The sequence below is a fragment of the Deinococcus sp. JMULE3 genome (genome assembly GCF_013337115.1).
Classification (GTDB): Bacteria; Deinococcota; Deinococci; order Deinococcales; family Deinococcaceae; genus Deinococcus.
Window position 1 is genome coordinate 216,869 of the sequence record NZ_SGWE01000001.1, and the last position, 15,525, is coordinate 232,393.

At 69.4% G+C, this 15,525-nt stretch carries 12 protein-coding genes; 1 reads left to right on the forward strand and 11 read right to left on the reverse strand.

The features are described from left to right. Positions 1–22: 22 nt before the first annotated feature. The 10 genes from EXW95_RS00855 to EXW95_RS00900 form a co-directional block, all read right to left on the reverse strand. Entirely contained in the window at positions 23–1,369 is a 1,347-nt protein-coding gene (locus tag EXW95_RS00855; protein ID WP_174365929.1) for an aminotransferase class III-fold pyridoxal phosphate-dependent enzyme, read from the reverse strand. Positions 1,370–1,512: 143 nt separating this feature from the next. Beyond that, positions 1,513–2,253 (reverse strand): PucR family transcriptional regulator, encoded by a 741-nt coding sequence (locus EXW95_RS00860; RefSeq protein WP_174365930.1) that lies wholly within the window; start codon positions 2,251–2,253, stop codon positions 1,513–1,515. 61 nt (positions 2,254–2,314) lie between these two features. Next, positions 2,315–3,553 carry a Zn-dependent hydrolase gene (locus tag EXW95_RS00865; RefSeq protein ID WP_174365931.1) on the reverse strand — a complete coding sequence of 413 codons (1,239 nt, stop codon included), beginning with the start codon at positions 3,551–3,553 and terminating at the stop codon, positions 2,315–2,317. A 166-nt stretch (positions 3,554–3,719) separates the two neighbouring features. Continuing rightward, positions 3,720–4,781 (reverse strand): ABC transporter substrate-binding protein, encoded by a 1,062-nt coding sequence (locus tag EXW95_RS00870; protein ID WP_174365932.1) that lies wholly within the window; start codon positions 4,779–4,781, stop codon positions 3,720–3,722. Between the two features lie 47 nt (positions 4,782–4,828). Beyond that, positions 4,829–5,815, reverse strand: a complete 987-nt coding sequence (locus EXW95_RS00875) for an ABC transporter permease (protein ID WP_371809856.1) — start codon at positions 5,813–5,815, stop codon at positions 4,829–4,831. Next, a complete protein-coding gene (locus tag EXW95_RS00880; protein WP_254605375.1) occupies positions 5,788–6,660 on the reverse strand; it encodes an ABC transporter permease in 873 nt (290 codons plus the stop codon). Before EXW95_RS00880 ends, EXW95_RS00875 begins: the two co-directional genes overlap by 28 nt. A gap of 88 nt (positions 6,661–6,748) precedes the next feature. Beyond that, positions 6,749–7,576: an ABC transporter ATP-binding protein gene (locus EXW95_RS00885; RefSeq protein WP_371809857.1), complete on the reverse strand. Its 828-nt coding sequence runs from the start codon at positions 7,574–7,576 to the stop codon at positions 6,749–6,751. A gap of 64 nt (positions 7,577–7,640) precedes the next feature. Further along, positions 7,641–9,005: a dihydropyrimidinase gene (gene hydA / locus EXW95_RS00890; RefSeq protein WP_174365933.1), complete on the reverse strand. Its 1,365-nt coding sequence runs from the start codon at positions 9,003–9,005 to the stop codon at positions 7,641–7,643. Between the two features lie 54 nt (positions 9,006–9,059). Continuing rightward, complete coding sequence (gene preA, locus EXW95_RS00895; protein WP_174365934.1) at positions 9,060–10,439, reverse strand: NAD-dependent dihydropyrimidine dehydrogenase subunit PreA; 1,380 nt, start codon at positions 10,437–10,439, stop codon at positions 9,060–9,062. Then, on the reverse strand, positions 10,432–11,877 hold the full coding sequence (locus tag EXW95_RS00900; RefSeq protein ID WP_174365935.1) for an NAD(P)-dependent oxidoreductase: 1,446 nt from the start codon (positions 11,875–11,877) through the stop codon (positions 10,432–10,434). The genes preA and EXW95_RS00900 overlap by 8 nt, the downstream gene beginning before the upstream one ends. A gap of 680 nt (positions 11,878–12,557) precedes the next feature. On the opposite strand from EXW95_RS00900, the gene EXW95_RS00905 reads away from it, so the two are divergent. Continuing rightward, positions 12,558–13,268: a response regulator transcription factor gene (locus tag EXW95_RS00905; RefSeq protein ID WP_174365936.1), complete on the forward strand. Its 711-nt coding sequence runs from the start codon at positions 12,558–12,560 to the stop codon at positions 13,266–13,268. Positions 13,269–13,291: 23 nt separating this feature from the next. Here the strand turns inward: EXW95_RS00905 and EXW95_RS00910 are convergent, their stop codons facing one another. Next, positions 13,292–15,442, reverse strand: a complete 2,151-nt coding sequence (locus EXW95_RS00910) for a hypothetical protein (protein ID WP_174365937.1) — start codon at positions 15,440–15,442, stop codon at positions 13,292–13,294. Positions 15,443–15,525: the final 83 nt, after the last annotated feature.

The following is a 15,525-nucleotide window of genomic DNA, read 5'->3' on the forward strand; positions in this document are numbered from 1 at the left end:
GGGAAGGCGGGGAGGGAGAGCGTCAGTCGGCGGCGACGGGCGAGCCGATCATCTGATCGACCAGCGCGAGGGCTTCCTCGTAGGCGGCGAGGCCTTCGTCGAGTTCCTCGCGGGTGACGACGAGGGGCGGGCAGACCCACAGGAAGTTGAAGCGGCTGTACGCGTACACGTGCCTGCTTTTCAGGTGCGCGGCGAGGCGGCCCATCTCGGGCGAGGTGCCGTTGAACGGGGCCAGCGGTTCCTTGGTGGCCTTGTCCCGCACGAGTTCCAGGACGCTGAACAGGCCCTTGTAGCGCACGTCGCCCACGCAGGCGTACTTGGCCTTCATGGCCTCCAGGCGCTGGCCGAGGTACTCGCCCAGTTCACGGGTGTGCTCGAAGAGGCCCTCGTCCTCGTAGACCTTCAGGTTGGCGACGGCGGCGGCCAGCGAGACGGGGTGCCCGCTGTACGTCAGGCCGCCCGCCAGGAAGTGAGTCTCGAAGTACTCGGCGATGGCGTCGCTGACGACCACCGCGCCCAGCGGCATGTACCCGCTCGTCAGGCCCTTGGCGCAGGTGACGATGTCGGGCTTGATGCCGTAGTGCTGCGTGGCGAGCCACGTGCCGGTGCGGCCGAAGCCGCTCATGACCTCGTCGTCGATCAGGAGGATGCCGTACCTGTCACACAGGGCGCGCAGTTTGGGGTAGTAGTCGTCCGGGGGGACGAGCAGGCCGTTGCTGCCGGTGATGCCCTCGACCATGATCGCGGCGATGGTGTGCGGCCCTTCCATCTGGATGATCTCCTCGATGTGGCTCACGCACTCGCGTCCGCAGCTGTCCGGCGTCTTCCCGAACGGGCAGCGGTAACAGTACGGGTCGAAGGCGCGCACGATGCCGGGCACGCCGGGCTCGACCGGCCAGCGCCGGGGGTCGCCGCTGGCGGTCATGCTGCCCATCGTCGCCCCGTGATAGGAGCGGTAGCGGGTGATGATCTTGTCCCGGCCGGTGTACAGGCGGGCGATCTTCATGGCGTTCTCGTTCGCCTCGCTGCCGCCCAGCGTGAAGAAGCTCTTGCCCAGGCCCGTCACCTCGCGCAGTTTCTGGCCCAGCTGCGCGCGGACGTCCGTGGCGAAGCTCGGCCCGGCGAAGCACATGGTGTCCACCTGCGCCTTGATGGCGTCCAGCACCGCCGGGTGCTGATGCCCGACGTTGATGTTGATCAGCTGGCTGGAAAAGTCCAGCCACGTGTTGCCATCCCCGTCGAAGAAGTGGCTGCCCTTCCCGCCGGTCATGTGGATGGGGTTCGTCTGGGTCTGCACGCTCCACGAGAACAGGGTGTGGTCGCGGTTCGCCTGGATGATGTCGTGCGTGTCGGGGTGCGGGTCGGGCATGGGCGGAACCTCCAAAAATGACAGGGCGAACCCAGCAGTGTGCAGGGTGCAGACTTCAGAGAGAAAAGCAGAAACCGAATGTTAACCGAAGTGTAGTTTTTTGCGTGCTGGAGCGGCAAGAGACAGTCTGTCCAGTCGTGTGCCTACGTCCGTTCGGCGGCGCTGAGGGCCTCGCCCGCCTCGCTGCGCGTCAGTTCCAGCGCCAGATGCAGGCCCAGCTGCCGCCGGGGTTCGTCCAGGTCGGGCAGCATGGCGCGCAACTGCTCCAGGCGGTAGTACACCGTCTGGCGGCGCACACCCAGGCGCCGGGCCGTCTCGGCCATGTTGAAGTTCGTGCTCAGCAGGGCGTCCAGCGTGCCCAGCAGCGTCGAGCGGGGCCGGGCGGGCAGGTTCAATAGCGGCCCCAGTTGCGCGCGCAGGAACGCCACGCTGCGCCCGGTCTCGGCCAGCGCGTCGAGCAGCGGCGCGAGGCTCGGGTCCAGCGCCGGGCCGCCGTGGTTCAGGATGCGGGCGTGCGCCGCGCGGGTCAGCGCCGCGAAACTCACCTCGGAGCGGAACACGATCAGCGGCAGCCCGTGCAGGCGCGACGCGCCCAGCAGCGCGGGCGGCACGTCACGGAACACCTGCACGAGTTCCAGCGCCAGCCCGTGCGCGCCCCGCTGCGCCAGCGACGCCACGAAGCCCTCCAGCTCGCCGTCGGTCATGCGGGCCAGCAGCGACCCGGTCGAGAGGAGCAGTTCCCCGCCTGTCAGGAAGCGCGCGGCGTCCGCGACCTCCGACACGTGCACCCACGTGACGGGCTGCGTCAGGTGCGCGTGCCCGCTCACGACCTCCGCGCCCGCGAACGCCGGAAGCGTCAACAGTTCCGCCAGCGTCGGCAACATCGGATCCTCCAGTCGAACAGGGGCCATGGTGACTTCAGTGTGCGCCATTGCGGATGAGCTGTCAGATGCCTTTGGCGATCCAGTCCATCGTGCGCGTGGTGAGTTCATCGAGCACCTGCACGCTTAGGGCGAGGTGGTCCTCGCGGGTGTCTTCGATCCTGTTGTGGCTGATGCCGCGCAGGGACTGCACGAACAGCATGACGGTGGGAACGCCCGCGCGGGCGACCTCGGCGGCGTCGTGGAGTGGGCCGCTGGGGAGGCGGTGCGCGGCAGGCGTGACGGTCAGGATGCTGGCCTCGGCGGCGTCGATGAGCATGGGATGGAAGGGGATGGGTTCGATGTTCCAGAGATACCCGAAGGTGACGGTGCAGCCTGCATCCTGCGCGAACTGCGTGGCGGCGTCCTGCGCGTCCTGCCACATGGCGGCCAGTTTGCCTGCGTCGAGGTGGCGCTGGTCGAGGGTGAGTTCGCAGGTCTCGACGACGCTGGTGACGATGCCGGGCAGGGTCTTCACGCTGCCGATGGTGCACACGCCCCCGTGCCGCGCGGCGATGTCGTAGATGGCCTGCCCGAAGCGTCCGGCGGCGAGGAAGGCGTCCTTGCGGACGTTCATGGGGGTGCTGCCGCTGTGCGCGGCCTGCCCGTGGAAGGTGATGGTGTGCCGTTCGACGCCGACCGTGCCGAGGACCGCGCCGAGGGGCAGGTCGAGGTGTTCGAGGACGGGGCCCTGTTCGATGTGCAGTTCGAGGTACGCGGCGGCACCTTGCAGTTCCGCGCGGGCGTCCGGGGCGTCCGCGAGGGTGATGCCGACGCGGCTCAGGGCGTCTTCGAGGCTCACGCCGTCGCGGTCTTTCAGTCGGCGCATCTCGGTCACGTCGAGTTTGCCCCCGGCAGCACTGGACCCGTACAGGCTGCGGCCGAAGCGGGCGCCCTCCTCGTCGGCCCAGTCCACGAGTTTCAGCGTGACCGGTGGTCGCCCGGCGTACTGCTCATTGACGCGGCGCAGGACTTCCAGGCCCGCCAGGACGTTCAGGCACCCGTCGAGCCATCCGCCGTTCGGGACGCTGTCGAGGTGCCCGCCGATCAGCAGGGCGCGGTCGCTCTCGCCGGGCAGGGTGGCCCACCAGTTCCCGGCGGCGTCCTGGTGCTGCGTGACGGGCAGCGCGTCCAGCCGCTCCTTCAGGAACGCGCGGGCGGCGACCCAGGTGTCCGTGAACGCCACCCGCTGCGCCCCGTGCTCATCGCCCGTCAATTCACGCAGGGCCTTCAGTTCATCGATGGTTCGTTGTGGATCAAGCATGAGTCTCCTTCGGAGACGGTTGAGGGTTGAAAGTCGATGGTGAAAGGAAAACCACCCTCTAGGAGCTCTGGGCTTCTCGCCCTGCTGCGCAGCTCTGCGAGTCCGCTCGGGGTGATGATTGCATCATCACCCGGCAGTGACTTATCGACTTTCAACCATCAACCATCTACTTCTTCCCGGTGGCTTTTTCCCAGACCTTGTACGTGACGGCGGCCGGGGCCGGATCAGCTTTGAGGATGCCGAGGCTCTTGAGCAGCGTGACGTTGGCCTTGTACGTGGCGGGGTCGAGGTACCCGGCGCGGCCCTTGAGGGTGGGGCCGGCGTTGTACAGCTTGGCGACCTCGGTCATCTGCCACGTCTGGTGGCTGGCGGCGCTGGAGCGCGTGCCGCTGCCCTTGCAGGTGTTGCCGCAGTTCACGAGGACGGTCTGCACGGCTTCCTTCTGGTTCTTCACGGCGTAGTTCCAGCCTTTCAGGGTGGCGCGCACGAGCTTGGCGGCGATGTCCTCGCCGCTCTGGCCGCTGCCCTTGAAGTTCCTGTTCGCCAGGGTGCGTTCGGTGGTGAACATGAGGTCCTCGAGGAGGTTGATGCCGTAGTCGCTGGCGTTGAAGATCTGGAGTTTATCCAGGGGGTAGCCCAGCCCGACGATCTGGTCGACCTCGTTGTAGGTCATGGCGGACACCAGATCGACCTTGTCGGGGAAGACGATGCTGGGGTCGAAGGGGTACGTGACGGCCTGCACGCTGGGGTTGCTGACACTGCTGTCGAGGCTGGTGGTCAGGCCGTACTTCTTCAGGAGGGCCACGGCGGGGTACTCGTTGCCGCTGGGCCACACGCCCACGCGTTTACCCTTGAAATCGGCCGGGGTCTTGATGCCGCTGCTTTTCAGGGACACGAGGGTGTAGCCGCTCTTCTGGAACAGCTGCGCGATGTGCACGACCGGGATGCCCTGCTGGCGGGCGGTCAGGAGGTCGGTGATCCAGGTGGTGCCGAAGTCGGCGGTGCCGGTGGCGACGGTCTGGATGGGGCTCTGGTCGCCGGTGGGGAGGAACTGCACATCCAGCCCTTCGGCCCTGTAGTAGCCCTTGGCCTGCGCGACGAAGAAGCCCGCGAACTGCGCCTGCGGGAACCACTTGAGCTGCACTTTGACGGGCACGAGCTTCTGCGCGGAAGCGGGGCTGGCGGCGGCGAGGAGCAGGGTGGCCAGGATCAGGGTGCTGCGTTTCATGGGAACCTCCGGGGAGTGGGGAGCGTGTTCGGGTGAAACGGGGGGGGTCAGGAGCGGCGGGGCAGCAGCCGCGTCTCGGCGGCGCTGACGAGCGCGAAGAAGGCAATACCGGCGATACTGGCGAGGACGATGGCCGCCCAGACGATGTCCAGCCCGAAGCGGCCCACCTCGATCTGGATGCGGAAGCCCAGGCCGTGCCCGTTCGTGCCGAAGAACTCGGCGACGATGGCGGAGATCAGGGCCAGGGTGCTGGCGACTTTCAGGGCGCCGAACACGAACGGCAGCGCGCCGGGCACGCGGACGTCCCGGAAGGTCTGCGCGGGCGTGGCGGCGTAGGTGTGCATCAGGTCGAGGTGCAGCCGCGAGACGCTCTGGAGGCCGCGCACGGCGCCCACCACGACGGGGAACAGGACGGTGACGGCCACGACGACCGTCTTGCTGGGCCAGTCCAGGCCGACGGCCTTCACGATGACGGGTGCCAGCGCCACGATGGGAATCGAGGAGAACAGCGCGGCGTACGGCAGCAGCCCGCGTTCCAGGAAGCGGAAGCGCACGACCAGCAGCGCCAGCGCCAGCCCCAGGACGGTGCCTGCCACGAAGCCCAGCAGCGCCTCCAGCACGAAGGTGGTGTACGTGTCCTGCAGCAGGACGGTGCGCGCGGTCCACAGGGCACTCAGGACGCGGCCCGGCGTGGGAATCAGGCCGGCGGGGACGGCGTAGGCGCGCAGCAGCGCCTCGGTGCCCAGCACGGCCAGGATCAGCGTGAACGCGGCGGGCAGCGTGCGGGCGGCGCGGGACTCGCCCTGCGCCACGCCGCGCACGCCCACGGCCCCCACGGCCAGCAGGGCGAGGATGCCCGCCAGCCACGCCCGCGCGTTCGGGGGGGTGCCCTCGCCGGGGGTGGGGAGGGTCATGGCGGCCAGCAGGAGCCCTCCCACGCCGATCAGCAGTGCGGCGGCGGTCAGCAGAGCCGCGCCGGGCCGGGTGGTGATCGTGCGGGCGGGCGTCATCGTCTGCTCCATGGCGTCACCCACCTCTCCAGCGCGTTCACCAGGGCGACCAGCGTCACGCCCAGCACGGCGCCGTAGCCCATGATCACCCACAGGGCGACGGTGTCGCTGGCGCGTGAGTTCTCGGCGAGCATCTTGCCCAGCCCGGAGAACGAGATGGTGCTGATCTCCGCGACGATGCTGCCCACCAGCGCGGACGTGACCGCCACCTTCAGCGCCGTGAACAGGTGCGGGAGGCTGGCCGGGAAGCGCAGCAGCCGGTACGTCTGCGCGGAGGACGCGTGGTACGTGCGCATCAGGTCCAGGTGCAACGGATCGGCGCTGCGCAGGCCGCGGCTCATGCCGACCGCGACCGGGAAGAACGCGATGTACGCCGCGATGATCGCCTTGGGCAGGAAACCCTGCACGCCGTACTGCCCAAGCAGCACCGCCAGCATCGGCGCGATCGCCACCACGGGGACCGTCTGCGAGGCAACCAACCAAGGCAGCGTGGCCCGCTCGAACGCGCGACTGGCGACCAGCAGCAGCGCCAGCCCGATCCCGGTCACGGTGGCGAGCAGCAGCCCCAGCAGCGTCTCTCCGGCGGTGACGCCCACGTTGTACGGCAGGGCCAGCGGCGACGTGACCGGCGTGCTGAGGCGCACGAAGCCCTGCGCGAGCTGCGCCGGGGCGGGCACCACCGGGTTGCGCAGCTGCGACGCGCAGGCCAGCGCGGTCTTGCAGTCCAGTTCCGCGCCGCTCGCCAGCGTCCGCCCCGCCGGTCCGACGTTCGCAGCGAGCATCAACGGCCAGTACAGCGCCGCCGCGATCAGCGCCACGATCAGCATCGGCCCGAGTCCGGCCATGCGGGAGGGACGCAGGGTGGTCATGGCGTTCCTCTGTGAGTGGGCAGTGGTGAGCGGTCAGTGGAACAGTCCGCTTCCCCACACCCCACTGCCCACACCCCACAACCCCGCATCACGAGTGCCCCTTCTTCAGCAGTTCGCGGATCTCGGTGGCGAGCGTGAAGAAGCGCGGGTCCTCGCGGGTGTCGTCGCTGCGGGGGTGGGGCAGGTCGATGTCCACGACACCCTCGATGCGGCCGGGGCGAGCGGTCATGACGACCACGCGCGTGCTGAGGAACACCGCTTCCGGGATGGAGTGCGTCACGAAGATGACGGTCTTGCCGGTCTCGCGCCACAGGCGCAGCAGTTCGAGGTTCAGGTGCTCGCGGGTGATCTCGTCCAGCGCGCCGAACGGTTCGTCCATGAACAGCAGCGGCGGGTCGAACGCCAGCGCGCGGGCGATACTCACGCGCTGCTGCATCCCGCCGGACAGCTGCCAGGGGTAGTTCCGTTCGAACTTTTCCAGGCCGACCAGTTTCAGCATCTCGCGCGCACGTGCGACCCGGTCGCCGGGCACGTTCATGACTTCCAGCGGCAGCAGCACGTTCTTCAGCACCGTGCGCCATTCCATCAGGGCGGGCGCCTGGAACACGTACCCGTACTGCCGCTCCCGGCGGGCCTCGTCGGCGGGGCGGCCCGCGATGAGCAGTTCCCCGCCGGTCGGTTGTTCCAGGTCGGCCATCAGGCGCAGCAGGGTGGTCTTCCCGCAGCCGCTCGGGCCGATCAGGCTGATGAACTCCCCTTTCTGGATGCTGAGGTTGGCGTCCTTCAGCGCGACCGTCTCCCCGCCGGGCACCGGGAAGACCTTCTGCAGGTCGCGGATGGACACGATGGGCGGCTCGTTCGGGGGCGGACTGGTCTGTGCCGGGCTGGCCTGCGGGCTGGGGCTGGTGTACGTCACGTCTCCTCCTTGAAACTCCGGGCAGGCACAGGCCTGAACCCAATCACCACTTCCGACTTCCCACTTACCGCCTGAGCAGTTGCCCGCGCGCCGGGTCGCCCACGAACGCGCCCCCCTGCACGGCCACCTCACCTCGCACGGTGACGACCTCGGGCCGCCCGTCGATCTCCCAGCCCTCGAAGCCGCTGTAGTCGTTGTTCATGTGACTGGTCTGCGCGCTGATGGTGCCGCGGTACGCGGGGTCGTAGATCACGAGGTCCGCGTCACTGCCCACGCTGACGGTGCCCTTGCGGGGGTACAGGCCGAAGATCTGCGCGGCGCGGGTGCTGGCGGCGTCCACGAAACGCTCGACACTCAGGTTGCCCCGGCTGACGCCCTGCGTGTACAGGACGTTCACGCGGTCCTCGATGGCCGGAATGCCGTTCGGGATGAGGGTAAAGTTCCCGTCGCCCATGCGTTTCTGCTCGACGTCGAAGGGGCAGTGGTCGGTGGCGACCGTGGCGATATCCCCGCGTTCCAGTGCCGCCCAGAGTTTCGGCTGGTTGCCCTTTTCGCGCAGGGGGGGCGACATGACGTACTTGGCACCCTCCACGCCGGGCCGCTCGGCGTATGTCCTGTCGAGCGTCAGGTGCGGAATCACGACCTCCACGTCCAGGTTCACGCCGCGTGAGCGGGCATCCAGCGCCGCCTCCAGCGCGCGGGCGTTGCTCAGGTGCACCACGTACCCGTGCGCGCCCGTCATCTCCACGAACGTCGCGAAGTGCGCGGTGCCCTCGGCCTCCACGCTCTCCGGACGGCTCGGCTCATGCCACTCCGGGCCGGTCTTGCCCTCCGCGATCAGTTTCTGCTGCAATTCCGCGACCAGATCGGCGTTCTCGCAGTGCGCGGTGACGACCACGCCCAGTTCCGCCGCCAGACGGCACACCCGGTACAGCGCCGCGTCGTCGATCCCGAACGCGCCCCGGTACGCCAGGAACACCTTGAAGGACCGCATGCCCTGGCCCACCAGCTCTCGCAGGGTCGCCTCGGTCCGGTCGTCCCAGCGGGTCACGCCGATATGGAAGGTGTAGTCGCACGCGCTGTTCCCTTCCGCCATGCCCGTCCAGGTGCGCCAGCCGTCCATCAGGTCCTCACTGCCCGCCGGGGCGAGCATCTCGATGAACGTGGTCGTCCCGCCGATCAGCGCCGCCTGCGACCCGGTCGCGTGCGTGTCCTTCGCGAACGTGCCCATGAACGGCAGGTGGATATGCACGTGCGGGTCGATGAAGCCGGGGAACACGAACTTCCCGCTCGCGTCGATCACGGTGGCGCCCTCGGGCACCGCGAGGTTCTCGCCGATCTGGGTGATGGTCTCCCCTTTCACGAGCACGTCCGCCCTGAAACGCTTCCCGTCCGTGACAATCTCGCCGTGTTGAATCAGTAGGGTCATGCGTGCAACCTCTCAATGGGTGGTGGTATGGACGGCGCTCGACCGGAGTCCGCCTCAGTGGATCTCGATGCCGACTTCTTCGCGGTAGGCCTGCATGGCGGCCCAGCTCTGCGCGATCTCGGGGCGCTGGGCGGTCAGTTCGTCCCAGGTGATGCTCTCTCTGCCGCTGGGGACGGTGACCATGGTGATGCAGCCGTCGACGGGGCAGACGTTGGCGCACAGGGCGCAGCCGACGCAGTCGCTTTCGCGGACGACGGGTCGGGGGCGGGTGTCGGCGACCTGTCGGCCGTTGGTTCTCATGTCGTAGCCGGGGTCGACGGTGACGCCGTCGGGGCTGACGAGGTCGATGCACTGGTGGGCGGTGTCGTTGCAGGCGGCGTAGCAGAGGTCGCAGCCGATGCATTTGTTCTGGTCGATGCGGGCGACGGACTGGTGCGACAGGTCCAGGCCGCCGAAGGTGCTCATCTGCGGCAGGGATTTGCCGGTCACGTCGGCGATGGTCTTGAAGCCGTGGTCGTCCATCCAGTTGCTGAGGCCGTCGGTGAGGTCCTCGATGATGCGGTAGCCGTGCTGCATGGCGGCCGTGCAGACCTGCAACGAGGTGGCGCCGAGGAGGAGGAATTCGGCGGCGTCGCGCCAGGTGGCGATGCCGCCCATGCCGCTGATGGGCACGCCGCTGCGCAGCACGCCTTCATCGGTCATGAGTTCGGTCAGCATGTTCAGCGCGATGGGTTTCACGGCGGGCCCCGCGTAGCCGCCGTGCGTGCCGCGTCCGCCGATGCTGGGAGAAACGAGCAGGGTGTCGAGGTCGACGCGGGTGACGGAGTTGATGGTGTTGATGAGCGAGAGGGCGTGCGCGCCTCCGGCCAGGGCGGCGTGGGCGGGGTCGACGATGTGGGTGATGTTCGGCGTGAGTTTCACGATGACGGGCAGCCGGGTGACGCTGGTGACCCAGTGGGTGTTCAGCTGGCACATCTCGGGCACCTGGCCGACGGCGGCGCCCATGCCGCGTTCGCTCATGCCCTGCGGGCAGCCGTAGTTGAGTTCGATGCCGTCGGCGCCGGTGTCCTCGATCATCATGACGATGTCCTTCCAGGCCTGCGGGTCGGCGTCGACCATGGCGGACACGATGACGGCCCGGTCGGGCCAGAGGCGTTTGATCTCGGCGATCTCACGGAGGTTGACGTCCAGGGGGCGGTCGCTGATGAGTTCGACGTTGTTGATGGCGAGCATGCGCCGCCCGCCCAGGGTGAGGCTGCCGTAGCGGTTGCTGATGTTCAGGACGGGCGCGCCGATGGTTTTCCAGACGGCGCCGCCCCAGCCGTACTCGAAGGCGCGGTGGATCTGCGCGCCGCTGTTGGTGGGGGGCGCCGAGGCGAGCCAGAAGGGGTTGGGCGAGCGGATGCCCGCGAAGTCGATGCTCAGGTCAGCCATGCTGGGCCTCCGTGACGGGCGCGTGGGCCGGGGCGGTCTGGTTGGGGCCGGTGGGGACGGGGCCGTGTGCTTCGAGGTACAGCGGGTGCTCGCGCACCTCGGCGGGCGGGGTGGGTTTCAGGGTGACGTGCGGCGTGCGGCCCAGGGCGCGTTCGATGCTGGCGGCGGCGATCTTGCCGTCCTGCACGGCCATGACGGTGCTGGCGTTCCCGCGGGCGCGGACGCAGTCCCCGGCGGCGTACACGCGCGGGAGGCTGGTCTGGAGGGTGTCGTCCACGCGGATGTACCCGCCGTCCAGGTCCAGGCCGAGCGCGGCGGCCAGCGCGGGTTTCTCCTGCCCGATGGCGCTGATGACGGTGTCGCAGGGAATCACGAAGTCGCTGCCGGGGATGGGTTCTGGGCGGGCGCGGCCCGAGGCGTCGGGTGCGCCGAGGCCCATGCGGACGCAGCGCAGGCCCGTCACCTGCCCGCCTTCGTGCAGCACCTCCACGGGCTGGGTCAGGAAGCTGAAGGTGATGCCCTCGGACAGCGCGAAGAGGTACTCGTGGTGGTAGGCGGTCATCTCGCGTTCGGTGCGGCGGTAGACCATCAGGGTATCGGCGCCAGAGCGGCGGGCGATGGTGGCGGCGTCCACGGCGGTGTTCCCCGCACCGATGATCACGGCGCGCGTGCCGACGCCGGTGGGCTGCTCCATCTTGCTGGCCTCGATGACCTGCAACCCATCGAGGATGTGTTCCTCGCCGGGAATGCCGATGGCGGGCACGGCGCCCAGGCCCAGCGCGAGGATCACGGCGTCGTTGGTGGTCAGCAGGTCGTCCAGGCCCGCGCGGGTGGTCAGTTCGTGCCCGGTGACGACGTTCACGCCGAGGTCGCGGGCCGCCTGCACCTCGCGCAGCGCCACCTCGACCGGTTCGCGCAGCACGATGATGCCGTAGGTGCTCAGGCCGCCGCCCAGGTCGCGTTTCTCGTACAGCGTGACCTCATGCCCGGCCTTGGCGAGTTCGGCGCTGGCGCTGATCCCGGCGGGGCCACTGCCGATCACGGCGACGCGGTGCCCGGTGGCGGGGGCAGGCGTGAACAGCGCTATGCCGCGTTCCTGCACGTGGTCGACGGCGTGGCGTTGCAGGCGGCCGATCTGGATGGGCGTGTGGTCCGGACCGAGCACGCAGGCACCCTCGCAGAGTTCCTGCACGGGGCAGACGCGGGCGCAGGTGCCGCCCAGGAAGTTGCTCTCCAGGATGGTCCGGGCCGAGCCGCGCAGGTTCCCGGTGGCGATCTTGCGGATGAACGTGGGGATGTCGATATGGGTGGGGCAGGCCTGCAGGCACGGCGCGTCGTAGCAGTACAGGCAGCGGTTGGCCTCGACGCTGGCCTCGTGCGCGGTCATGGGGGGCAGGAGTTCCTGGAACGTGGGCTGCGGTGGGTGGGCGTCTTCCATGACTGACCTCTCTTCGCGGCGGGGCGTGGGGAAGCGGGGTCGGTTCGCACCCTCTCTGGAGTCGATTTAACCGAGGTGAAGCTGAGCTTAAGCCACCCCGATGCATAACGTCAAGCTTTGCAAGAATTTTTATTAGACATAGCGCCGCAGCCAGACCCCCGAGACACAGCACACCAGACAGCACTCAGAGCGACTTTTTTACACACTGTCCAATCCGACTAGCCCAACCTTGAATCCGCAGCATGCATCCAGATATGTATTTTTATTCATTGTAGGCAATCCTGCAGCGTGGGTGTACGCTGAACTTGCCCGCCCCAACGCATCCCGACACCTCGCCCAGCCGACGAAGGCTGCATGAAGTCGATGAATTTTTAAACACCCCGCACATCTGCGCCGGTCATCCAGCAGATGGCGCAGCGAATCGTGCATTCTGCAACTCGAATTTTGAACAGATTGCACAGTACTGCGAATTTCTCCCGTGCTCGTACACCGGACCATGCGCCTGGTCAGTCCAAGCGCCGACCGTCCGGCGCCGTTCCCTGTTCCCTGCTGCGGTCCCCTCCGGCCGAAAGTCAAGACTTCCATCAGGTCTGCTCAACGCCCCCCTCCCCTGACCCCATCCACCCCGGCCGTACCGCGTGACACCGTGAAGGCAGCGCCCCAGGCGCCGGAGCCCTCACATGACCCAGACCACCCACAGCACCGAACCCCTGCAGCGCCCGCACCTGCTGCTGATCGAGGACGACCGCGACGTGCGGCGCGTGCTGTGCGATGAACTGAGCCTCGAAGGCTTCCACGTCCACGCCGAATCCAGCGGTCAACAGGGCCTCACGTACACCGCGCAGCACCCCCCGGACCTGATCCTGCTGGACCTGGGGCTGCCCGACCTGCCCGGCGCGGAGGTCACGCGGCGCCTGCGGCAGCTGACCGACGCGCCCATCGTCGTCCTGACCGCCACCGACGCCCTGCAGGAACGCGTCCACCAGCTGTCCCTGGGCGCCAACGACTTCGTGATGAAACCCTACGACCCGCGCGAACTGCTCGCGCGGGTCCAGGCGCACCTGCGCCGCCACGGCCGCAGCGCCCCGCTGCGCATCGGACGCTTCTGCCTGGACCGCCAGCAGCTCCGCCTCAGCTTCGACGGGCGCGACCTGCACCTCTCACCCACCGAACTGAGCATCGCCGCCACGCTCCTGCGTGAACCCGGACAGCTGCACGCCAGGGCGCAACTGGAGCGGCAGCTGTGGCCCGGCGGCACCTGCCGCAACGCCCTGAACGTCCACGTCTGCCACCTGCGCGCCAAACTCACGGCCGCCGGGGCCGGTGACCTGCTCATCAGCGTCCGCCGCGGCGGACTGGCCCTGCTGGACGACCACCGACAGGATCACTGAAGCCAGCGGCAGGGACAGGCCGGTCAGGCGCGGGCACCCGACTGCAGCAGCGTCGCCGTCCCCACCCGCAGATGGGCGACCGTCACCGCGACGTCCATGGCCTGCACCTGCAGCTCGGCCGGACCGCCCGGACTCTCGCCGCGGAGCGTCACCCAGCGGCCCTGCGGCGCAACGTAGTACGCCGCGCGCGGCCCCACCGGGACGTCCAGGGTGGGTGTGGTCCCCAGCAGCAGGGCGCTGCCTCCCACCTGGAAACCCAGCGCGTAGCACGGCTGGCCGAGTTCAGGGCCGCCGCGCAGGGCGTCCACCCGCACGCTCAGCTGCCACGCACCGGGCGGCAGTGGCCCCCAGGGCAGGCGCAGCGTCACGGGCCGTCCGTACAGACCGTGCCGCAGCACCTGCAGCGCGCCGCCCTCGAGGATCACGCGGTACCCGCTGCCGGTCCGGCACTCCACGCGCGGGCCGCTGGGCATGGTGGGAGGCGGGTCGCTGGGCGGCGCCGGGACGCCCCGCAGGGTGGTGCCGGGCGCGGCGGGGACCGGCGCGTCCTGGCCGGACAGGCGCAGGTAGTGCGCGGCGAGGCGCGGGTCGGCGGTCGTCCGGGCCAGCTGCTGGCGGATCTCCTGGCGCGCGGCGCGACTCAGGGTCGCGGCCAACGCCACGCGCAGCGGTTCGCTGGCGAAGCACAGGGTGTCGTTGCGGTCTGCCGGGCGGTAGTGCAGCTGTGGCAGGTGCACCGTCTCGACCGGGTCGCAGGGGCGCAGCAGGCCCAGGTGCTCGGCGTGCGCCAGGAAGCCCGGCGCGTCGTCCAGCAGCGCCCCTGCGACCGACGGGCTGATCGGGGCGTGCGCGACGGCCAGGCGGGCCAGTGCGTCACGCAGCGCGACCGGCACCCAGTTCAGGTCGCGCAGCAGCACGTCACGGGCCTCGCTGAGCAGCGCCGGGCGGGAACTGCCCAGGTCGGTGTGGTCGGCCAGCAGGCTGCGCGCCAGGGGTTCCCAGCCGTCGCTGTCCATCGCGACCCGCGCGGCGTACGCGGAGCGGCGTTCCTCGGTCCAGGTGGACTGCCGTCCGGCCAGGGCGTCCATGATCTCGGTGCTGCCCAGGGGCGGCAGGTGCAGGGCGTGCACGCGGGACTGGTCGGTGCCGCTCAGGGCGGCGCGCAGGTCGCGCCGGGCGGCGTCGTGGGCCGGGCACAGCACCAGCAGCAGGTCCACGGGCAGGTTCAGGGCCACCTGCAGGTGCGGGAGGATCAGGGCGGGGTCGGTGACGTCGTTCAGGACGATGATCAGCGGCTGGGTGATGCCGGTCAGCAGCGTCCACAGCCGCACGGTGTTGTGCCGGGTGGCGTGTGGGGCGCGCAGAAGGTCCAGCCGGGCTTCCGAGTCGGGCAGCAGCGCGCCCAGCTGGTGCAGCAGCGCGGCCAGCAGCAGGTCCGGATCGGGGGGGCACTCGACGTGCAGACTCTGCCACTGCCCCTGCGCGAGGCCACTGACGACCTCGCGGCGGGTCTGGGCGCTGCGGCCACTGAGCAGCGCCACCTGCGGGCAACCGCGCGCGGCGCGCAGCGCGGCCAGCAGCGGGCGGTGCAGGTCCGGGCCGGTGAAGCTCAGCTCGGCGCCCTGGGGTTGCTCGGTGCGCAGCGCCCAGCCCAGCTGCTCGACCCGCGCGGCGATCAGGTCGGCGGCGTCGTGCTGCCCGGCGCGGTGCAGGCGGGCGTGGGCGCTGCTCAGCTGCGTCTCGACGACCTGCGTGATCCGCCAACGCTGACTGTCCACCCAGGCGCGCAACTCCGGGCTGCCCAGGTCCTCCAGGCCGCTCAGGGGAACGCCGGTGCCCAGGGACAGCCACTCGCCGACCTCGTCGGGGTGGAGGTCGGCGGCGCGTTCGGTCCAGCGGTCCAGGTCGCACGGCAGCGTGAGTTCCAGCATGGGCTGCCGTTCGGGAATCAGGTCGGGCAGCAGGTGGCGCAGGCGGTTGAGTTCGACCCGCAGGTTGCGCAGCGCGTCCCCGGACTGCCACAGCAGTTCCGCGAGGTGCTCGCGGTGAAAGGGTCGGCGTTCCAGCGTGAGGTACGCGATCAGTGCCGCGCCCTTGGCGGACACCGGGACGGGCCGGCCTTCGCGGCTGAGGTACGTGTGGCCGAGAACGTGCAGGGTCAGGTCACGGGGCATGTCTTCTCCCTCCGGGGGGCGCGTGAGGGGGGGAAGCGCCAGGTGTCAGGACGCGCGAGGTCAGGACGGGCGGTGCTGGACTG

Excerpts from the sequence above, each read along its gene's own strand:
- preA (WP_174365934.1), bottom strand. The coding sequence starts at position 10,439 with ATGGCTGACCTGAGCATCGACTTCGCGGGCATCCGCTCGCCCAACCCC.
- EXW95_RS00860 (WP_174365930.1), bottom strand. The coding sequence starts at position 2,253 with ATGTTGCCGACGCTGGCGGAACTGTTGACGCTTCCGGCGTTCGCGGGC.
- EXW95_RS00870 (WP_174365932.1), bottom strand. The coding sequence starts at position 4,781 with ATGAAACGCAGCACCCTGATCCTGGCCACCCTGCTCCTCGCCGCCGCC.
- EXW95_RS00910 (WP_174365937.1), bottom strand. The coding sequence starts at position 15,442 with ATGCCCCGTGACCTGACCCTGCACGTTCTCGGCCACACGTACCTCAGC.
- EXW95_RS00905 (WP_174365936.1), top strand. The coding sequence starts at position 12,558 with ATGACCCAGACCACCCACAGCACCGAACCCCTGCAGCGCCCGCACCTG.
- EXW95_RS00855 (WP_174365929.1), bottom strand. The coding sequence starts at position 1,369 with ATGCCCGACCCGCACCCCGACACGCACGACATCATCCAGGCGAACCGC.
- hydA (WP_174365933.1), bottom strand. The coding sequence starts at position 9,005 with ATGACCCTACTGATTCAACACGGCGAGATTGTCACGGACGGGAAGCGT.
- EXW95_RS00900 (WP_174365935.1), bottom strand. The coding sequence starts at position 11,877 with ATGGAAGACGCCCACCCACCGCAGCCCACGTTCCAGGAACTCCTGCCC.
- EXW95_RS00880 (WP_254605375.1), bottom strand. The coding sequence starts at position 6,660 with ATGACCACCCTGCGTCCCTCCCGCATGGCCGGACTCGGGCCGATGCTG.
- EXW95_RS00865 (WP_174365931.1), bottom strand. The coding sequence starts at position 3,553 with ATGCTTGATCCACAACGAACCATCGATGAACTGAAGGCCCTGCGTGAA.